Origin of the sequence: uncultured Methanobrevibacter sp. (assembly GCF_947170395.1) — an archaeon.
Classification (GTDB): domain Archaea; phylum Methanobacteriota; class Methanobacteria; order Methanobacteriales; family Methanobacteriaceae; genus Methanocatella.
Genome location: NZ_CAMVTE010000007.1, coordinates 40,935 through 57,147, shown reverse-complemented (window position 1 = coordinate 57,147; position 16,213 = coordinate 40,935). Strand labels below are relative to the sequence as shown.

General features: G+C 38.4%; 15 protein-coding genes. 7 read left to right on the top strand and 8 right to left on the bottom strand.

Annotated features, from left to right (window positions below):
• Positions 1-44: 44 nt before the first annotated feature.
• Together Q0W04_RS03165 and Q0W04_RS03160 are read right to left on the bottom strand one after the other, a co-directional pair.
• The gene (locus Q0W04_RS03165; RefSeq protein ID WP_298500357.1) at positions 45-299 is read right to left on the bottom strand and encodes a transcriptional regulator; all 255 of its coding nucleotides are present in this window, start codon (positions 297-299) and stop codon (positions 45-47) included.
• A gap of 11 nt (positions 300-310) precedes the next feature.
• The gene (locus tag Q0W04_RS03160; protein ID WP_298500354.1) at positions 311-1,321 is read right to left on the bottom strand and encodes a M48 family metallopeptidase; all 1,011 of its coding nucleotides are present in this window, start codon (positions 1,319-1,321) and stop codon (positions 311-313) included.
• A 244-nt stretch (positions 1,322-1,565) separates the two neighbouring features.
• Here Q0W04_RS03160 and Q0W04_RS03155 point away from each other — a divergent pair, with 244 nt between their 5' ends.
• Positions 1,566-2,051, top strand: a complete 486-nt coding sequence (locus tag Q0W04_RS03155) for a hypothetical protein (RefSeq protein WP_298500350.1) — start codon at positions 1,566-1,568, stop codon at positions 2,049-2,051.
• Between the two features lie 128 nt (positions 2,052-2,179).
• Here Q0W04_RS03155 and Q0W04_RS03150 read toward each other — a convergent pair whose 3' ends face one another.
• From Q0W04_RS03150 to Q0W04_RS03130, 5 genes are all read right to left on the bottom strand, one after another.
• Positions 2,180-2,548: a HEPN domain-containing protein gene (locus tag Q0W04_RS03150; protein WP_298500345.1), complete on the bottom strand. Its 369-nt coding sequence runs from the start codon at positions 2,546-2,548 to the stop codon at positions 2,180-2,182.
• The gene (locus Q0W04_RS03145; protein WP_298500342.1) at positions 2,541-2,846 is read right to left on the bottom strand and encodes a nucleotidyltransferase domain-containing protein; all 306 of its coding nucleotides are present in this window, start codon (positions 2,844-2,846) and stop codon (positions 2,541-2,543) included. Before Q0W04_RS03145 ends, Q0W04_RS03150 begins: the two co-directional genes overlap by 8 nt.
• Before the next feature lie 162 nt (positions 2,847-3,008).
• Positions 3,009-4,007: a tRNA-dihydrouridine synthase gene (locus Q0W04_RS03140; RefSeq protein ID WP_298500340.1), complete on the bottom strand. Its 999-nt coding sequence runs from the start codon at positions 4,005-4,007 to the stop codon at positions 3,009-3,011.
• Between the two features lie 33 nt (positions 4,008-4,040).
• The gene (oadA, locus tag Q0W04_RS03135) at positions 4,041-5,750 is read right to left on the bottom strand and encodes a sodium-extruding oxaloacetate decarboxylase subunit alpha (protein ID WP_298500337.1); all 1,710 of its coding nucleotides are present in this window, start codon (positions 5,748-5,750) and stop codon (positions 4,041-4,043) included.
• A 143-nt stretch (positions 5,751-5,893) separates the two neighbouring features.
• Positions 5,894-6,988: an inositol-3-phosphate synthase gene (locus Q0W04_RS03130; protein WP_298500334.1), complete on the bottom strand. Its 1,095-nt coding sequence runs from the start codon at positions 6,986-6,988 to the stop codon at positions 5,894-5,896.
• A gap of 132 nt (positions 6,989-7,120) precedes the next feature.
• Here Q0W04_RS03130 and Q0W04_RS03125 point away from each other — a divergent pair, with 132 nt between their 5' ends.
• From Q0W04_RS03125 to Q0W04_RS03115, 3 genes are all read left to right on the top strand, one after another.
• On the top strand, positions 7,121-7,963 hold the full coding sequence (locus tag Q0W04_RS03125; protein ID WP_298500331.1) for a UbiA family prenyltransferase: 843 nt from the start codon (positions 7,121-7,123) through the stop codon (positions 7,961-7,963).
• 10 nt (positions 7,964-7,973) lie between these two features.
• The gene (locus Q0W04_RS03120) at positions 7,974-9,683 is read left to right on the top strand and encodes a glycosyltransferase family 39 protein (RefSeq protein ID WP_298500329.1); all 1,710 of its coding nucleotides are present in this window, start codon (positions 7,974-7,976) and stop codon (positions 9,681-9,683) included.
• Between the two features lie 136 nt (positions 9,684-9,819).
• The gene (locus tag Q0W04_RS03115) at positions 9,820-11,370 is read left to right on the top strand and encodes an NERD domain-containing protein (protein WP_298500327.1); all 1,551 of its coding nucleotides are present in this window, start codon (positions 9,820-9,822) and stop codon (positions 11,368-11,370) included.
• 10 nt (positions 11,371-11,380) lie between these two features.
• On the opposite strand, the gene Q0W04_RS03110 is transcribed toward Q0W04_RS03115, so the two are convergent.
• Positions 11,381-13,054: a cytidylyltransferase domain-containing protein gene (locus Q0W04_RS03110; RefSeq protein WP_298500324.1), complete on the bottom strand. Its 1,674-nt coding sequence runs from the start codon at positions 13,052-13,054 to the stop codon at positions 11,381-11,383.
• An 85-nt stretch (positions 13,055-13,139) separates the two neighbouring features.
• Here Q0W04_RS03110 and hypD point away from each other — a divergent pair, with 85 nt between their 5' ends.
• The 3 genes from hypD to Q0W04_RS03095 are packed head-to-tail and all read left to right on the top strand — an operon-like array spanning position 13,140 to position 16,210.
• The gene (gene hypD, locus Q0W04_RS03105; RefSeq protein ID WP_298500321.1) at positions 13,140-14,186 is read left to right on the top strand and encodes a hydrogenase formation protein HypD; all 1,047 of its coding nucleotides are present in this window, start codon (positions 13,140-13,142) and stop codon (positions 14,184-14,186) included.
• Between the two features lies 1 nt (position 14,187).
• Positions 14,188-14,892, top strand: a complete 705-nt coding sequence (locus Q0W04_RS03100; protein ID WP_298500318.1) for a phosphoglycolate phosphatase — start codon at positions 14,188-14,190, stop codon at positions 14,890-14,892.
• Between the two features lie 7 nt (positions 14,893-14,899).
• Positions 14,900-16,210, top strand: coding sequence for a TldD/PmbA family protein (locus tag Q0W04_RS03095; RefSeq protein WP_298500315.1), 1,311 nt, complete (start codon positions 14,900-14,902; stop codon positions 16,208-16,210).
• The last annotated feature ends 3 nt before the right edge of the window (positions 16,211-16,213 follow it).

Sequence of the window (16,213 nt, the reverse complement as noted above, 5' to 3'; positions counted from 1 at the left end):
CATTATATTATCAATAGGAAATATATAAAGTTTTCCAAAAAAAGTTATTTGAGACACTTCAAAGACTTCAAACCCATGTCCGTAAGCTTGTAAAGACGTCCCTTATAGGCATCAGGATTAAGACACACGACAATGCCTTTCTTTCTCAAAAGCTTTAATGAATATGACACATGATTTAAAAGAAGTCCTGTTTCAATAGATATTGTCTTCGGCATTTTGACTCCAGTGCCTATTGATTTTACGATTTTTAACCTGTAAGATGATCTGTTGATGAATTTTACCGTTTCTTCCAAATCCACATTAATACCCCCTAAAGTTTGCATCCGCAATTGGTGCAGAAAACATCACCCTCAAATATTTGGGCTCCGCAATTTGCGCATTTCAGCTCATCATCGAACTTGGATCCGCAAGAAGTGCAGAATTTAGCATCAATATCCGCCTTAGCCCCACAGTTCGGACAGTATTTGACCACATTTTCACCCACAACACTCCGGCTTTGGGAGGTCGGCTTTGAAGAGTCGGCCAAAACGGGAGCTGAGTAAAAGTCCTTTTCATTTTCGATTTCCACAATAAGCTGTTTCATAGCTTCGATTCTCTTGGTGTCTGACGGGTGGGTTGAAAAGAAGTCATGGTCGTTCGGATTTCCTCCGGCCATTGCCTGCCAGAATGCAGGAATCGGCGATATGTCATATCCCGCCCAGTGGATAATCATCATTCCAAGCCTGTCGGCTTCCATCTCCTGGTCTCTTCCCCACGGATTTAAAAGGAAAAATTGAGATCCAATACTTGCAACATTGGTAGCTGCCCTTGTCAAATCCCCGATACCCCCAAGACCGACCAAATCCAGGGCAAAGCTTCCAAACCATGCTGCGGAAGTGATAGCGTTTTGAGCGTTTTGGGCGCTTATTTGGGTTCTTGAGTGGTCAAGAAGGGCATGTGCCATTTCATGGCCCAATATGAAAGCCACCTTCTCTTCTGTATTTGCAACAGAAAGAATTCCTGAAAACATCACTATTTTGCCTCCAGGCATGCAGAAAGCATTTACAGTATCGTCTGCAACAAGATGGAAATCCCAGTCATAGTAATCCTCGGTATAATCGCTTCTTCCGATTTTTGCCAGGTGGTTTTCCACTGCCTGAATCAGTCTGATTGCAACATTTCTGACCAGTTGCCCGTTTGGAGTGTCATCGAGAAGTTGTGATCTGTTTATGATGGAATAGTATTCATTGTATGAATCCCTTAAAAAATCATCGTCGTTTATTATGTCAAAATGGGACCTGCCCGTAAACGGATTGACACTGCTTCTGTCATCTTTTGCCATGTATAATTATATATTGGAAGTTTTTAATATAGATGATGCATTTGAAAAAAGTCAACAAATCTAATAGAAGCCAGCAAGTTAAAAATAGAGTTAATAAAATTAGTGTGAACTGAATCAAGTATTAATTTAATTGGTTGGAAATTCAATTAAAAAAGAAATATTCTAGTACCAATTTAATGAAAAAGGATTCCACTATGAACGTAGATAAAAACATTAAAAACCATGTTCAAACCATATAATAATCATGCACATCAGAAAAGCAAAACATGAGGACATAACTGCGATAATGGAGATTTATCGAACAGCACAGGATTTTATGATTGCATCGGGCAATCCCAACCAGTGGGGACGCTCATATCCCGGCAAAGATTTAATCACAGACGACATCACAAACCAGGCCTGTTACCTGATTTTTGATGATGATGGCATTCATGGAGTATTTGCCCTTTTTGACACTATTGAACCTTCCTACCAACATATAGAAAATGGCCAATGGCTTAATGATGAAGCCTATGTAACCGTGCACAGAATAGCAAGCGACGGGAAAGTGCACGGCATTTTTAAGTGTGCGATAGATTACTGCAAAACCGTATCAAACAATATCAGAATAGACACCCACAAAGACAATTTAATCATGCAAAAACAAATTGAAAAGAACGGTTTTAAGAAATGTGGAATAATCCATGTGAGAAAATCGCCCCGAATTGCATACCAGTGGTCAAGATACTGAACATCAAAAAGGAACGCAAGGGTCATGCTTAAAACAAACACTTGTTAGAACTGAATAGTATTTTAAACAAATGTAATAACTATTTAGCTAATCATATTACAGAATAGATTAAATTTAAAAAAAATACTTTATAAAAATTTTTGAGCTTCAGCTATAAACTCTTCTGCTTGAATAATTTTATCATTAGCTATTTCCTCAGTTATCCCATCAAAAGCAGAATAATCAGATTTTTCTCTTAAAGATTGTGTTCTAGCAAAATTTTTAAATATTTCTTCATCAAAATCCCCATTACCCACATATTCATTATAAAATGTGTTAATCATTCCAGAATGAGTTTTAGGATAAAAACCTTTTTTAATTAAAAGAATTTTAGCCATTAAAAACATTGAATAATATGATAAACTAACAGAGTCGGAATAATCTTCAGATTCAAATAAAATTTTACTGGCGACTAGTTTTGTATTAGCTTTTTTAAGAAATTCTTCTGTTTCATCCAATTAAAACACCTTCCTTCATGACATTAGTTAAAAAAGAGAAATGTTTTGTTTGATTGAAAATTTCTTCAGAAATAATTTGAGCAGAAATATACTCATTATAATTGGCAATTATATTAAATACTTCATTAGATATTTTTGGTTCAATTTTGCTTTCATAGTCTGAAATGATTAAAATATCTATGTCTGATTCTTCTGTATCATCACCACGAGCAACAGAACCATATAATATGATTTTAATAATATCATCGGAATTAATCTCATTTGCGAACTCATAAGCAATTTCAATTCTATTGTTCATTATAATCACCAACGATTATCAGTTAATAACTACTATCAACTTCATCAATAATAAATACTTTGAAAGTGCACAACTACACAAAATCACACTTCCAAAATACTTAAATATCATAATCAAAAAAAAATAAATCGAAATTAATAAAATAAAAGTAAAAATCTTATTTTAGTATTTAAAACAAGTGCTCTTCTTTTTGCTATAACAATTATTGCAACTTTGACAAATAGCCACACCTTCACCGTTTGCCTTCCAATCCGCTAAAAAGTCAGCCTGGGCCACAAATGGTTTGGACATAGAAACAAATTCAACTTGAGTACTGTTTAAAACCTCATTGATTGTTTTCATATCCCTTAGAGATCCGCCCAACACCACAGGAATGTCAACCGCATCAATCAGCTCGTCAACATAAACCAAAAACGGATGCTTTACGCCCTTGTCATAGATTTGGGAAATGGTTCTTGCAGTCAGTTGAATGCTATCTGCACCTGCCTTTTCAAGCTCCCTTGCAATTGCAATGCTTTCCTCAGAGGTCACCCCTCCTTTTCTAACATCCCACGGATTGATTCTGCAGCTTACATGCATGTCCATGGTCTTTTTGATGACCTTGATTATTTCAGAAGAAATCCTTACCCTGTTTTCGGTGTTTCCACCATATTTGTCGGTTCTCTGGTTGAAGTAGGGATTCATGAATCGTGAAAGATAAAAGTTATTCCCCATATTGATTTGAATGCCGTCAAAGCCTGCAAATGAGAATTTCTTGGCCGCCATTATCACTTCAGCCTGTAGTTTTCTGATGCCCTCTTCGGTAATGTCATTGGCTTCCACCTTCTGATTTTCACCGTCATCGTAATAGAAAAATGCCAGCTGGCCCAAAATAGGAACTCCGTATTTGTGGACAATATCTGTAACCATCTGATAGTCCTTGATGAATCCTCTGTAATTCAGATTTGTTGAATATTCAAAGAACCTGTCCTTATGGTCAAGGGCAAATATTTCAGAAACTATCAGACCTGTTCCGCTGCTTGCAATCCTTTCGTATCTGTCATAAATTGCAGGTGTCAAAAATCCGCCCTCTTCGGTTTCTGTCTCCCAGGTTCCTGTTCTTACAATACGCCCATTGAGTTTCAAATCGCCGAATTGGCATTCATCAAAAATATCCTTCATGATATCATCCAAAAAAAGAAAATATGAGGTTATCTATTTGATAACCATTAAAATATCGCCGATACTTACGGCATCACCAGGTTCAACGAAGATTTCCTCGACAGTACCTTCAAATTCTGATTGGATGTCGTTTTCCATCTTCATTGCTTCGATTACACCGATGTTATCGCCTTTTTCAACTTTGTCTCCAACATTTACATTGAGCTTGATGATCATACCCTGCATTGAAGATATTACACCACCTTCAACGTTTCCGACCGGCCTTTGGCTGCCTTCAGTGACGTCCATGAATCCGGTAGGCATGATTTTGACTTCAAAGATATCTCCATCGACTTCGACGTTGTATTCTGTTGGAATTTCAATTCCCTCATCTGAAAGTGTGTGAGGAGGCAGGAGCTCTTCTTCTTCGGCTTCGCCTTTGAGGAATCTTGGAGCGACCTGAGGATATAACGCATAGGTCAGCACATCCTCATCGGATTCTATGAATCCTTGCTCTTCACCATCTGCTTTGAATTTGTCGAATTCAGGCTCGAGGAGATCGGCAGGCCTGCAGGTAATGACCTCTTCGTCTCCGATGATTTTTTTGGAAATTTCATCATTTACAGGAGCAGGGGTTTTACCGTACATTCCTTTCATGTATTCCTTGACCTCTTTGGATACTGTTTTGTATCTTTCACCGCCCAATACGTTCATAACTGATTGGATACCTACAATCTGACTTGTAGGAGTTACTAAAGGCGGATATCCCATATCCTTTCTTACACGAGGCATTTCCTCTAAAACGTCATCATATCTGTCGATTGCGTTTTGTTCCTTGAGCTGGGATATGAGGTTTGAAAGCATTCCTCCAGGAATCTGGTATAACAGTACATCAGCATCGATACTTTCAGAGATAGGATCCAGAATGCCAAGGTATTTTTCCTTGATGTCGTCAAAGTATTTTTTGATGTGAGTGAGTAATTTTAAATCAAGGCCTGTATCGAATTCTGTGCCTTGAAGGGCTGCAACCATACTTTCTGTTGGTGGTTGGCTTGTTCCCCATGAAAGCGGAGATATTGCAGTGTCCAAAATGTCAACACCGGCCTGACAGGCAGCATAATAACTGATTGGAGTCATACCGCTGGTACAGTGACAGTGCAAGTCAACAAGCAAATCGGTTTCCTCTTTTAATGCAGAAACCAATTCATAAGCAGCCTTAGGAGTAATTAATCCGGCCATGTCCTTGATGGCTACAGAATCACAGTCAAGAGCTTCAAGGTCTTTTGCAAGCTCTACGAAACCGTCCAATGTGTGAACAGGACTTATAGTATAACTGATGGTACCCTGTACATGTGCTCCCTGGTCTTTAGCCACTTTGATTGCCTTTTCCATGTTCCTTACATCGTTTAAGGCATCAAAAATTCTGAAGATATCAACACCGTTTTCATAAGACTTTTCCACAAATTTGGTGACAATATCATCAGGATAATGCTTATAACCTACTAAATTCTGCCCTCTCAAAAGCATTTGAATAGGAGTCTTGTTGAATTCAGATTTCAATTGTCTTAATCTTTCCCACGGGTCTTCGTTCAAGTATCTAATGCAGGTATCAAAAGTAGCTCCACCCCAAGCTTCAACAGAGAAGTATCCGACATTGTCCATCTCTTCTGCAATAGGAATCATATCTCTTGTTCTCATCCTGGTTGCAAGCAAGGATTGGTGAGCATCACGAAGTGCTGTTTCTGTAAATCTTACTTTTGCCATTAAATTACACCTCTTTTAAAATTTAGTTATAAATAATGTTAAAATATCCAACTATAATATATGTTTTTCGTAATATATAAATTAATAATATAAATTACTTTAAACGGAAAAAAAGTTAAAAATAAAAAAAAGAATATGAAAAATTATCTTTCCAGCTCGCCGGAAATGAATTTTTCAACATTTTCATATGCTTCATCGTCTGTGTATTGAATCGGAGGATGTTTCATGGTGTATGAAGAAATAGAAGTCAATTGTCCACCAATTCCTCTTTCTAGACCTAATTTACAGCATCTGACAGCATCAATCACACAACCTGCAGAGTTTGGAGAGTCTTCCACACTCAATCTGAGTTCTATGTTCATAGGAACATCACCGAATGTGCGCCCTTCCATCCTAAGGAAGCATAGCTTGTTGTCGTTTTGCCATGGAACATAATCACTAGGACCTATGTGAATGTCACGGTCTTCCATTCTTTCATCCAATACTGACTGAACAGCTTCGGTTTTTGATTCCTTTTTGGAGTCCAGTCTTTCACGGTTGAGCATATTTAAAAAATCAGTGTTACCGCCTGTGTTAATCTGATATGTTCTGTCGAGTTTAACACCACGATCCATGAATAAACTAGCTAGTGTTCTGTGAGTAATTGTAGCACCAATTTGAGCTTTGATATCGTCTCCAACTATAGGTATTCCTTTTGCCTTGAACTTTTTATCCCATTCATCATCGCTTACAATGAAAACAGGCATACAGTTAACGTAAGCTATTTCCGCATCAAGAGCGCACTGCGCATAATATCTTGCAGCCTCTTCAGAACCTACAGGCAAGTAGTTCACCAAAATTTCAGCACCACTTTGCTTCAGTACTGAAACGACATCAACAGGTTCCTCATCACTTACGACAAATGTGTATTCATCATCATAATTGGACATGTGCTCAGCAACACCATCCAACACATGACCCATACTGACCTTTACGTCGTATTTCGGAATGTCTTTCTGGAAAACTGTTGTACAGTTGGGTTTTGCAAAAATTGCCTCATCAATGGTTTTTCCAACCTTTCTTGCATCCACATCAAAAGCCGCAACGACTTCAATGTCACTAGGTTCATATCCTCCAATTTCCCAGTGCATGAGCCCTATTGAATCTTCCGGCTTTTTACCATCATAATAATGAATTCCCTGAATAAGTGAACTTGCACAGTTACCTATTCCAACAATAGCGATTTTAATTTTATCCAAATTTAACACCAGCTAATAAATTAATTTAAGTAATAATTTTATTAAATAAGATACTAATATTATGTTATAGAAATAATCTATATAAAAGTATGCTTTAATCAATAGATTTAAACTGAATAAAAGGAAGATAACATGAATCCATATATAGAGATATTAAGGCCAGGAAATGCATTGATGGGAGCAATAGCAATAATTCTAATAGCCATTATTGACAAGACCATTTCCATACCGTTAGTTCTTGCAATGCTTGCAGTGTTTTTTGAAACCGCTGCGGGAAACGTGATTAACGACTATTTCGACTACAACATCGATTTGATAAACAAGCCGGAAAGGCCAATACCATCCGGAAGGATTTCACTAAATGCAGGAAGAAATTACGGATACCTTCTCTTTTTGCTTGGAACAGTCTGCGGGTTTTTAATCAGTTATATTACATCCAACTGGATTCCATTCATCATCGTTTTAATCTCAGATGTCATACTTTATCTATATGCATACAAACTGAAGACAATGCCGCTTATTGGAAACATCACTGTCGGATTCATGACAGGCTTCGGATTTGTATTCGGAGGATTTACACTTAACAATCCTACAATCATACTTACATCCCTGTATTTGGGTTTCTTCGCATTTGTAATGACAACAGCCAGGGAACTTGTAAAGGACATTGAAGACATGGAAGGGGACAAATCGGAGGGTGCAAAGACACTTCCGATTTTATACGGCGAAAAAATCACCGCCGCACTTGCAGTCATTTTGATAATCATTGACTGCACACTATGCCCTATCCTGTACTTCAACCACATATTCGGATTTTATTATCTGATTGTTATTGCAATAGCCGTTTTGTTATTCCTGTATTCAGCATTGCTTATTGGAAAAAATCAGGACAGGCAAACTGCAGGAAAGGTATCAAAGTATCTGAAAATTGGAATGCTGATTGCGTTTGTCGCATTCGTATTCGGATCGATTTAGAGGGAGAACCATGAATTTCAAGGAACATAAAAAGGACATAATCGCAATATCATCACTGCTTGTGATTGTTGCGGCAATTACTCTGCTGCTTTTAAACATTGACGGCAGGGCCGGAGTATACTATGTTCGGGACGTATTTTTCTATTTAAACAATGCGCTGTTTTATGCAGGATACGATACCGGACTGGCAAATACAAGAGGACTGTCCCCGCTCATTCCGATGATAACATCGATATTTTTCAGAATGGGATTCATATCAGACACTACAATAATCGTTGTAAGCAGCATATTTTATATATTTTCAGCCCTTGGAATGTATGCGCTTTTAAGGCTCCGCTTTGATGAGGTTTTAAGCTTTACAGGTTCAATGATTCTTTCAACATTTCCGTTGGTAATCGTCTGGGTTACAAAAGGAATGCTGGACATTCCGGGAATGTGCCTGTCAATCTGGACAATATATTTCACAGTATTGTCATTCAAAAGGAACACCAAATTCCTCTACATCGCATTTCCCCTTGCAATTCTCGGATTCTTTACAAGATACACAGCGCTGCTGATGATTCCGGTAATGCTGATTCCATTTTTCCTGGTAAAGGACCCTATCGCATACATCAGACAAAACATAAAAGACATTTTTATCGGAATCGGTGCCGGAGCATTGGTTTTTGCAGCATTTATCGCAATATACTTCAGTCTCAACATAGATTTGACATTCATAGTCCAGGGAGGATACATCTCAAACTCAACCGACAATGCCATCAGCGCTGCAACCAACAACGTGTTCTATTACACAAACAACTTTTTGATTTATCTTGGAACACCTAATTTCGTTCCGTATTCCCTGAAACCCGGAGCATTTCAAATCGGAGCAATGAGCTGGATTGGAGGATACCCTTCAATAGTTTCATATATTCTTATTGTCATTTTAATTGCAGGACTCATACTGTATCTCAAAAAGCTTTTCTCAGCCGAAAACAGAGAAATATTGAAAAATGAAAACAAAAAGCTGAAACTGGCAATATTTGTCCTAGGACTGGCAATATACCTAATAACATTTCTAAGCATATCAATCATATATTCCATCATAATCATTTCAATAGCCCTGCTGGCATTATATAGGCTATTATACAAGACAAAAATGGACCATCTGGCTTTTGATTTTGTAATGCTTTGCTGGTTTGTAATCAATTTCTCATTCTTTACATATTACCACATCAAGGTGGACAGATATTTCATGCCTATGCTTCCTGTCGTTGCATACTTCATAATACTGTCAATGACACTGATTTTTGAGAGATTGAAGGAAGTAAAATACATGGACAAAATCAAAACTATCGCTCCGATAGCGCTGATTTGTGCAATATTATTATGTACAGGCGTTTTTGCCCTTGGAAACTCACCCCACACATTTGACAATCAGATGCATCCGAATTTCATGACAGCGGCCAGTGAGGAGAAGGCTGTCGGAGAATGGCTCAGCCAATACGACCCCCAATATGCAAACAAGACAATCTGGGCAGACCGTGGTGGAGACATGTCATTTATCCTGAAGATGCAGATTCCATCATATGAAAAGGTATCCAATGAAACAAACTTCACAGACCAAATGCTTGAAAACAATGTGGAATATTTCATAGCCAAGGACAACAAGACAATCGGCGAACCGTATGTTGAGATATATCGAAACGGAGAAGTTCACATATACCATCTGGAAAAATAACTGTTATTTAAACCATTTAAATGAAAACAACTAAATTCCACTCCATCATGAATAATACAATAATGACATTAATTAGAAAGATATATAAAAACAAAAATAAAAAAGTAATATCATAAGTAATTTTAAAGAGGATAATATGAAAGTTGTATGCTGTAAGAACTGTGGTGCAAAATACCAACTCGATGATGATGACGATATATCAACATTCGAGTGTTCTTCATGTGCAGGAGACCTGGAATACTTGGAAGAATATTCTGATGTAGAAGCTAGTTCTCGTTCCTCATTTATTGATTCATTTAAGTATGACAATTCCCAGATAGTCCAATGTGAGGACTGCGGATTGAAATACAAAATCAAAAGTAGCGATAGCATACTTGATTATGAATGTGATAGCTGCGGAGGTTCCTTAAGATATTTGGACGACGAGCTGAATGCGGAATTGGACAAATATGTTGAGGAAAGAAGAAAAGAAATTCAAACCATCAGACAAGAAAATAAAGTCCAAGATGCTGAACCTGAGATGGAAGAACAAGCAGAAGATAATACACGCTCCTTAAAATCAATTACTAACAGATTGGAAAACTTCTTCTCCGAAGAGAGCATGCTCAAAATTGCTGATGCAGAAAAAGAAGAGCAAGAACTCAAAGAGGCAGAAGAGTTTGAATTGAAAACCGCAAGGACAACAATTCCGGAATCTGTTTTATCCAAATTTGGAAAGGAATTTGCCCTTCCAAAAACTAACGATTACAATATTTTGAAAACTTTCCTTAAAGATGAGTTTTTCAAAAGCATGAATCAATATTATCCAACCTCTACTGAAGAACAGCATGAAAGGTCCTTTGGAGGCTTTATTGACAGGCTTACAATCCCTGAACCTGAACCTGGAGTTGGAGATTCAACTACAGGATCCCTTCTAAGTACCGGATATGATGATTTCGATATAAAGAACATGGACACCAACACTACACTCCTTCTTGTAGGTGCGGTGATATTCGTTTTAAGCATTATCGAAATCCTCTTGATAAACAGTGGCGTTGGAATCATTGCTTTATTCATTGGAGTTATTATCTTATGTTATGGAATTTACAAAACTAGAGATGTTAAAGAAACTGAAATAAGAACAAGAATCATCAGGGAACACCTGTTAAGCTTGCCTGAAGAGTTCTATGTTTTCTATAATGTAAAGACTCCAACATCCAACTCAAGCATCAACCACCTGGTTGTAGGTCCAACAGGAATTTATGCACTTCTCTCACAGAAATACAATCCTAAACTTAGATTAGAATCTGAAAATGAAAATTTAAATCTGATTGGATCAACCGAAAGCGATGATGAAAAAATTGAAGAGATTCCTGCTTCAGGAAACATGAGAAGATTTAGATACACAACCAAACAGGCTAAATTCTCCCAGGACAATAAAATCAAACAAAAAGCTTTAAGTTTAGGTGAAGATTTAATTAACTTCCTTAATGACAACAACATCAAAAACTGTTTTGTTGAACCTCTGGTAGGTTTCATCAACAACGAGGTTGTAGTTATCAATATGCCTTTAACCGATGAGGATCTGTTCATTGAAGAGTTATTGAATCAAATCCAGACAAGCACTATAAAATTAGATTCTGAAACAATCGACAAATGTGCCGTTTTAATAAACAACTATTCTGCAGATTGTTCTTCAGAAATTTAATTTCTTTTTTTTATTTCAAATTTTTATTGAATTCAAATTTACGGTATTCTTCCTCAATAACAGCAAGAATATTTTCAAAACCGTTTTTCAAATCGATTGAAAGCATCTTTTTGTGCATCTGCATTCTCAAATCGAAATCATTGACCACATTGACAAACTGATCGATTATATCTTTTTGGGACAAATCCTCCACACGACCCATGTTTATGAATCCGTTTTTGCTGTTTGCAAATACATGGGAGACATCCCTGTCATCCTGACACAGACAGATTGTCGGAACCCCGATTGAACAAATCTCATACATGGATTTGTTTGGAGATGTGAAAATAAGGTCAGCCTTGAATATGAACTCGCTGACATTTGAAACGTTTCTGTATATCTGAATCAGAGGGTTTGATTCATATTTTGATATGAGATTATCAAGACCTTCATAGTCAAGGCCCAAGATAACGTCGATTCTGCCTTCATAATTTGTGGCAAGTATGGAATCGATTATCTTTTCGGTTACGTTGTTTGAATCAAACTGCCCGAATGCAATCAGAACCCGATTTACCGCATTCGTAATTATCTTAGGAGGCTGATAGTAGAACTCATCCTTCAATATGAAATACTTGTGGCCGGTAAACACGTTTCGTGCACCCAGTTCATGTTCATACAAATCATCAAATACAACATCTGCAAGGTCACTTCCGACACCCAAATCCTCAAAATTGACAACGAAATAGTCTTCAATCTTTAAAGCGGAAATGTATTCTTCAGAAGTATCCAAAATATCATTGATTACAATCTGAGGACCATATGCCCTCAGGTATTTCAGCAAATCCCCCATATCGTCATATGTCTGGTATGAGAAATTGTTTTTATCAACCATATCCACTCCCAGCTGATAATGCTCGTCAATCAAAAACAGCACGTCGTGAAACACCAGTTTGGAAGCGAGGGACAGACACCTGTTAATGTGACTGATTCCGATTTCATCAGAAGCGTTGACAACAATTGCAGTCCTTTTCTTTTGAAGGTAATTTTCTGCAATCCACCAGTCCTCATAGGTCTGGATGTTGACACGTTCCTCACGGGACACTTCAACAATACCTATATTGGTTCCCAGACGGGAATCCTCCCGGACAAACTGTCTTCTGGTGGCCAGAATAGCTCCGGTTTCCCTGAATGATTTCGGAAGCTGATCTGCATCAAGTCTTTCAATGTAATTCGGGAAATATCTTTTGTTGTCCTCATCATATCCCCAGCTCAAATGCCTGTCATCAACTACTGAAAGCACACTGTCGAGACTGAAGTCATCGAATTTTTCAATTACCCTGTCAAGGGTTTGTGTGGTAATCAGCGGTGAGGTCGGCTGAAGGGTGATAATGATATCATATTCATCGAATGCCAGCTTTTCCTTTTGAATCATGGCATCGTGAACTACCGGGTCCAATGTTACTTCATCGGTTGCAAGCTCAGGTGAACGTCTGATGACGCTGGCTCCGAACTTTTCGGCTATCAATGCGATTTGTGAATCATCGGTAGTTACCACAACATCATCAACATACTCACAAGCCTTTGCGGTTTCAATCGAATATGAAATGAGAGGCTTGTTGTTAAGCAGTCTGAGATTCTTACGGGGAATGCCTTTTGAACCGCCCCTTGCAGGAATAACTACCAGAATAAGATTATTGTTAAACATGATAATCACTAATAAATTATAACAAAATATAATACATCTTATACTAAATATATTCAATGTATAATATTAAATCTTCGGTGTTAATATGAAAAATATGTCAAAAGAATTAATAGAAAGAATAAATAAATTAGCTACACCCGTTAAAATAATGCACGTTTGTGGGTCCCACGAACACACAATAATGGAAAATGGGATTAGAAGCCTGCTTCCTGACGAAGTGGAAATTATTGCAGGTCCGGGATGTCCAGTCTGCGTAGTGCCGTCACGTGAAATCGATGAGGCCCTTGAACTTATCGACAGAGGAGTTACAATAACCACTTTCGGAGATATGTTAAGGGTTCCGGGTTCTGAAAGATCCCTTGCAGATGCAAAGGCAGAAGGTGGAGATGTAAGAGTGGTTTACGGAATCAACAGAGCTATTGAAATAGCTGAAAAGCAGGACAATGATGTTGCATTCATTTCAGCAGGATTTGAAACAACCGCACCGACAACCGCTGCGGAACTTCTCTCAACACCGCCTGAAAACTTCTCTGTGCTTTCATGCCACAGGCTGATACCTCCGGCAATTGACTTTTTAATCAATTCAGGAGAGACAAGCCTGAACGCACTGATTCAGCCGGGACACGTATGTACAATAATCGGAACAAAACCTTTCGAATACTTCTCAACAGACTTTGGAATCCCACAGGCAGTGGCCGGATTCAACCCTCTTGACATTTTAATGTCAGTTTATATGATTTTAAGACAGATTCACAATGAAACACCGAAAGTAGACAATGAATACTCAAGAGCAGTAAAAGAGGAAGGCAACGTCATAGCCCAGGAAATGATGGAACAGGTATTTGACGTGACATCAAGGGAATGGAGAGGATTTCCCAAAATACCTAATTCAATTCTGGAAATCAAGGACGAGTTTTCCGAGTTCAATGCACGTGAAAAATACGACATTGAAGTCAAAGACGTTAATGAAGCTCCTAAAGGCTGTATCTGCGGACCTATTTTAAGGGGTCTTGCAAGGCCTGAAGATTGCAAGCTATTCAGAAAGGCATGCAATCCGCTCCACCCTATTGGAGCATGTATGGTAAGTAAAGAAGGAACCTGTAACATTGCACACAGATACTCAAGAGGATAGAATGACAATTGAAGCAATAGCAGTAGACATCGACGGAACAATAACAGACGAGAAAAGGCAAATCTGCATATCAGCAATCGAAGCCTTAAGAAAAGCGGAATCTGCAGGAATACCAACAATAATCGTTACAGGAAATGTGGTCAACTATGCATATGCCGCTGAAGTCCTTATCGGATGCAGCGGAGGACTTGTTGCAGAAAACGGAGGTGTTGTCTTTAAGGAAGGTGAAAACGACAATGCCGTTGAAACATTAGTCGACAGGGACTTTGTCACATCAGCGGAAAATCACCTGAAAGAAAAGCTAGGAGACAGATTCGCCCAGCATGCATCTCATGACAACATGTACAGACTGACAGAAACTGTATTCTACAAGACACTTGCCCTTGAAGATTTAAATGAAGCGCTGAAGGACTTCAAATATCTCGATGAACTTGAAATTTATGACAGCGGCTTTGCACTCCACGTAACCGATAAAAGAGTAAACAAGGGAACATCACTGAAATACCTTTGTGAGAGAAACGGCATAAACATGGAAAACGTCATGGCCATCGGAGACAGCCAAAACGACGAGGACTTTCTAAAAGAGGTCGGTTACAAAATAGCCGTGGGAAATGCCGAAGACAGACTCAAAGAGATTAGCACATACACCTGCGAGAAGAACTTTGGTGATGGAGTGGCTGAAGCCATTGAAAAATTTGCACTGTAGTGATAATATGATATATGAACTGGCTGACGAAGCAAGAAGAGCCGTTGAAGGCAAATGCGATGAATATGAAATTTTTATTGACGAGTCAAAAGTCATTGAACTGGACTCCAAACAGGACGAGCTGAACTTTGCCAAGGAAGAAATCGAACAGGGAATTGGAATAAGAATCCTTAAAGACCATAAGCTCGGTTTTGCATTTACATCAAATCTTGATAAAATTGCCCAAACCGGCCTTCAGGCTATTGAAAACAGCAAACTGAACAAAAATGATGAAAATTATGCATTTTCCCAAAAAGAAAAGGTAGCGGAAGTTGAAAAGGTTTATGACAAGAAATTCAATGACCTTGATCTTGACGAATCCGTCGAGTTTCTAAAAAACGTGATTGAAACAGCATCCGACAGCGGCTGTGAAATTACCGGTTCAGGATTTTCCGCAAGCGAAGGCAGGTCACTGATTGTCAACTCAAATGGAGTTTCAATCGAAAATGAAGGAACCGGCTTCGGCGTGGGACTGTCCGTAACCATTCAAAAGGACGGCAGGATTGCAACCGCATATAACTCACAGTCATCAAGGTTCTTTGATATGGACGGTGAAAAGCTAGCCCAGGAAGTCTGTGATTTGGCAAAAAGCTCACTTGATACAAAACCTATTGAAACCGGAGACTACAGTGTTGTTTTGGACTATTATGCTGCAACAGGACTTCTTCAAACATTCATGTCTGCATTCAACGGTGAAAACGTGATGCGCGGAAGGTCAATTCTGAAGGACAGAACAGGAAGTGAAATCGCAAATCCTACCCTTACCATAACAGACAATCCCCTTTTGGAAAAGGGACTGCTCAGCACAAAATGTGACGGTGAAGGAAGCGTCAGCCAAAAGACTGACCTGATTAAGGATGGCGTTTTGAATTCATTCATTTATGACATTTACACTGCCAACAAGGAAGGCGTCAAGACAACCTCAAACGGATATAGAGGGTCTTATCTTTCAACACCCATGATTTCACCAAGCAATCTGGAATTCAAATTCAGTGAAATGAGAAATCTTGATGAAATTGAAAGTGGCGTGCTTACAACAAGCGTTTTGGGAGCACATACAGCAAATCCTATTTCCGGAGACTTCTCAGTAGAGGCAAGCAATGCATTTAAAATAGAAAATGGTGAACTGGCAGACCCTATTGACAAGGCAATGATTTCAGGCAACATCTTTGAAATAATGAAAAAAGTAGAAGGTTTAAACTGTGAAATCAAACAGTACGGTCCATACATCATACCAAAACTGCTGGTACATGATTTGAGGGTTGTCGGAAAAAATTAGAAA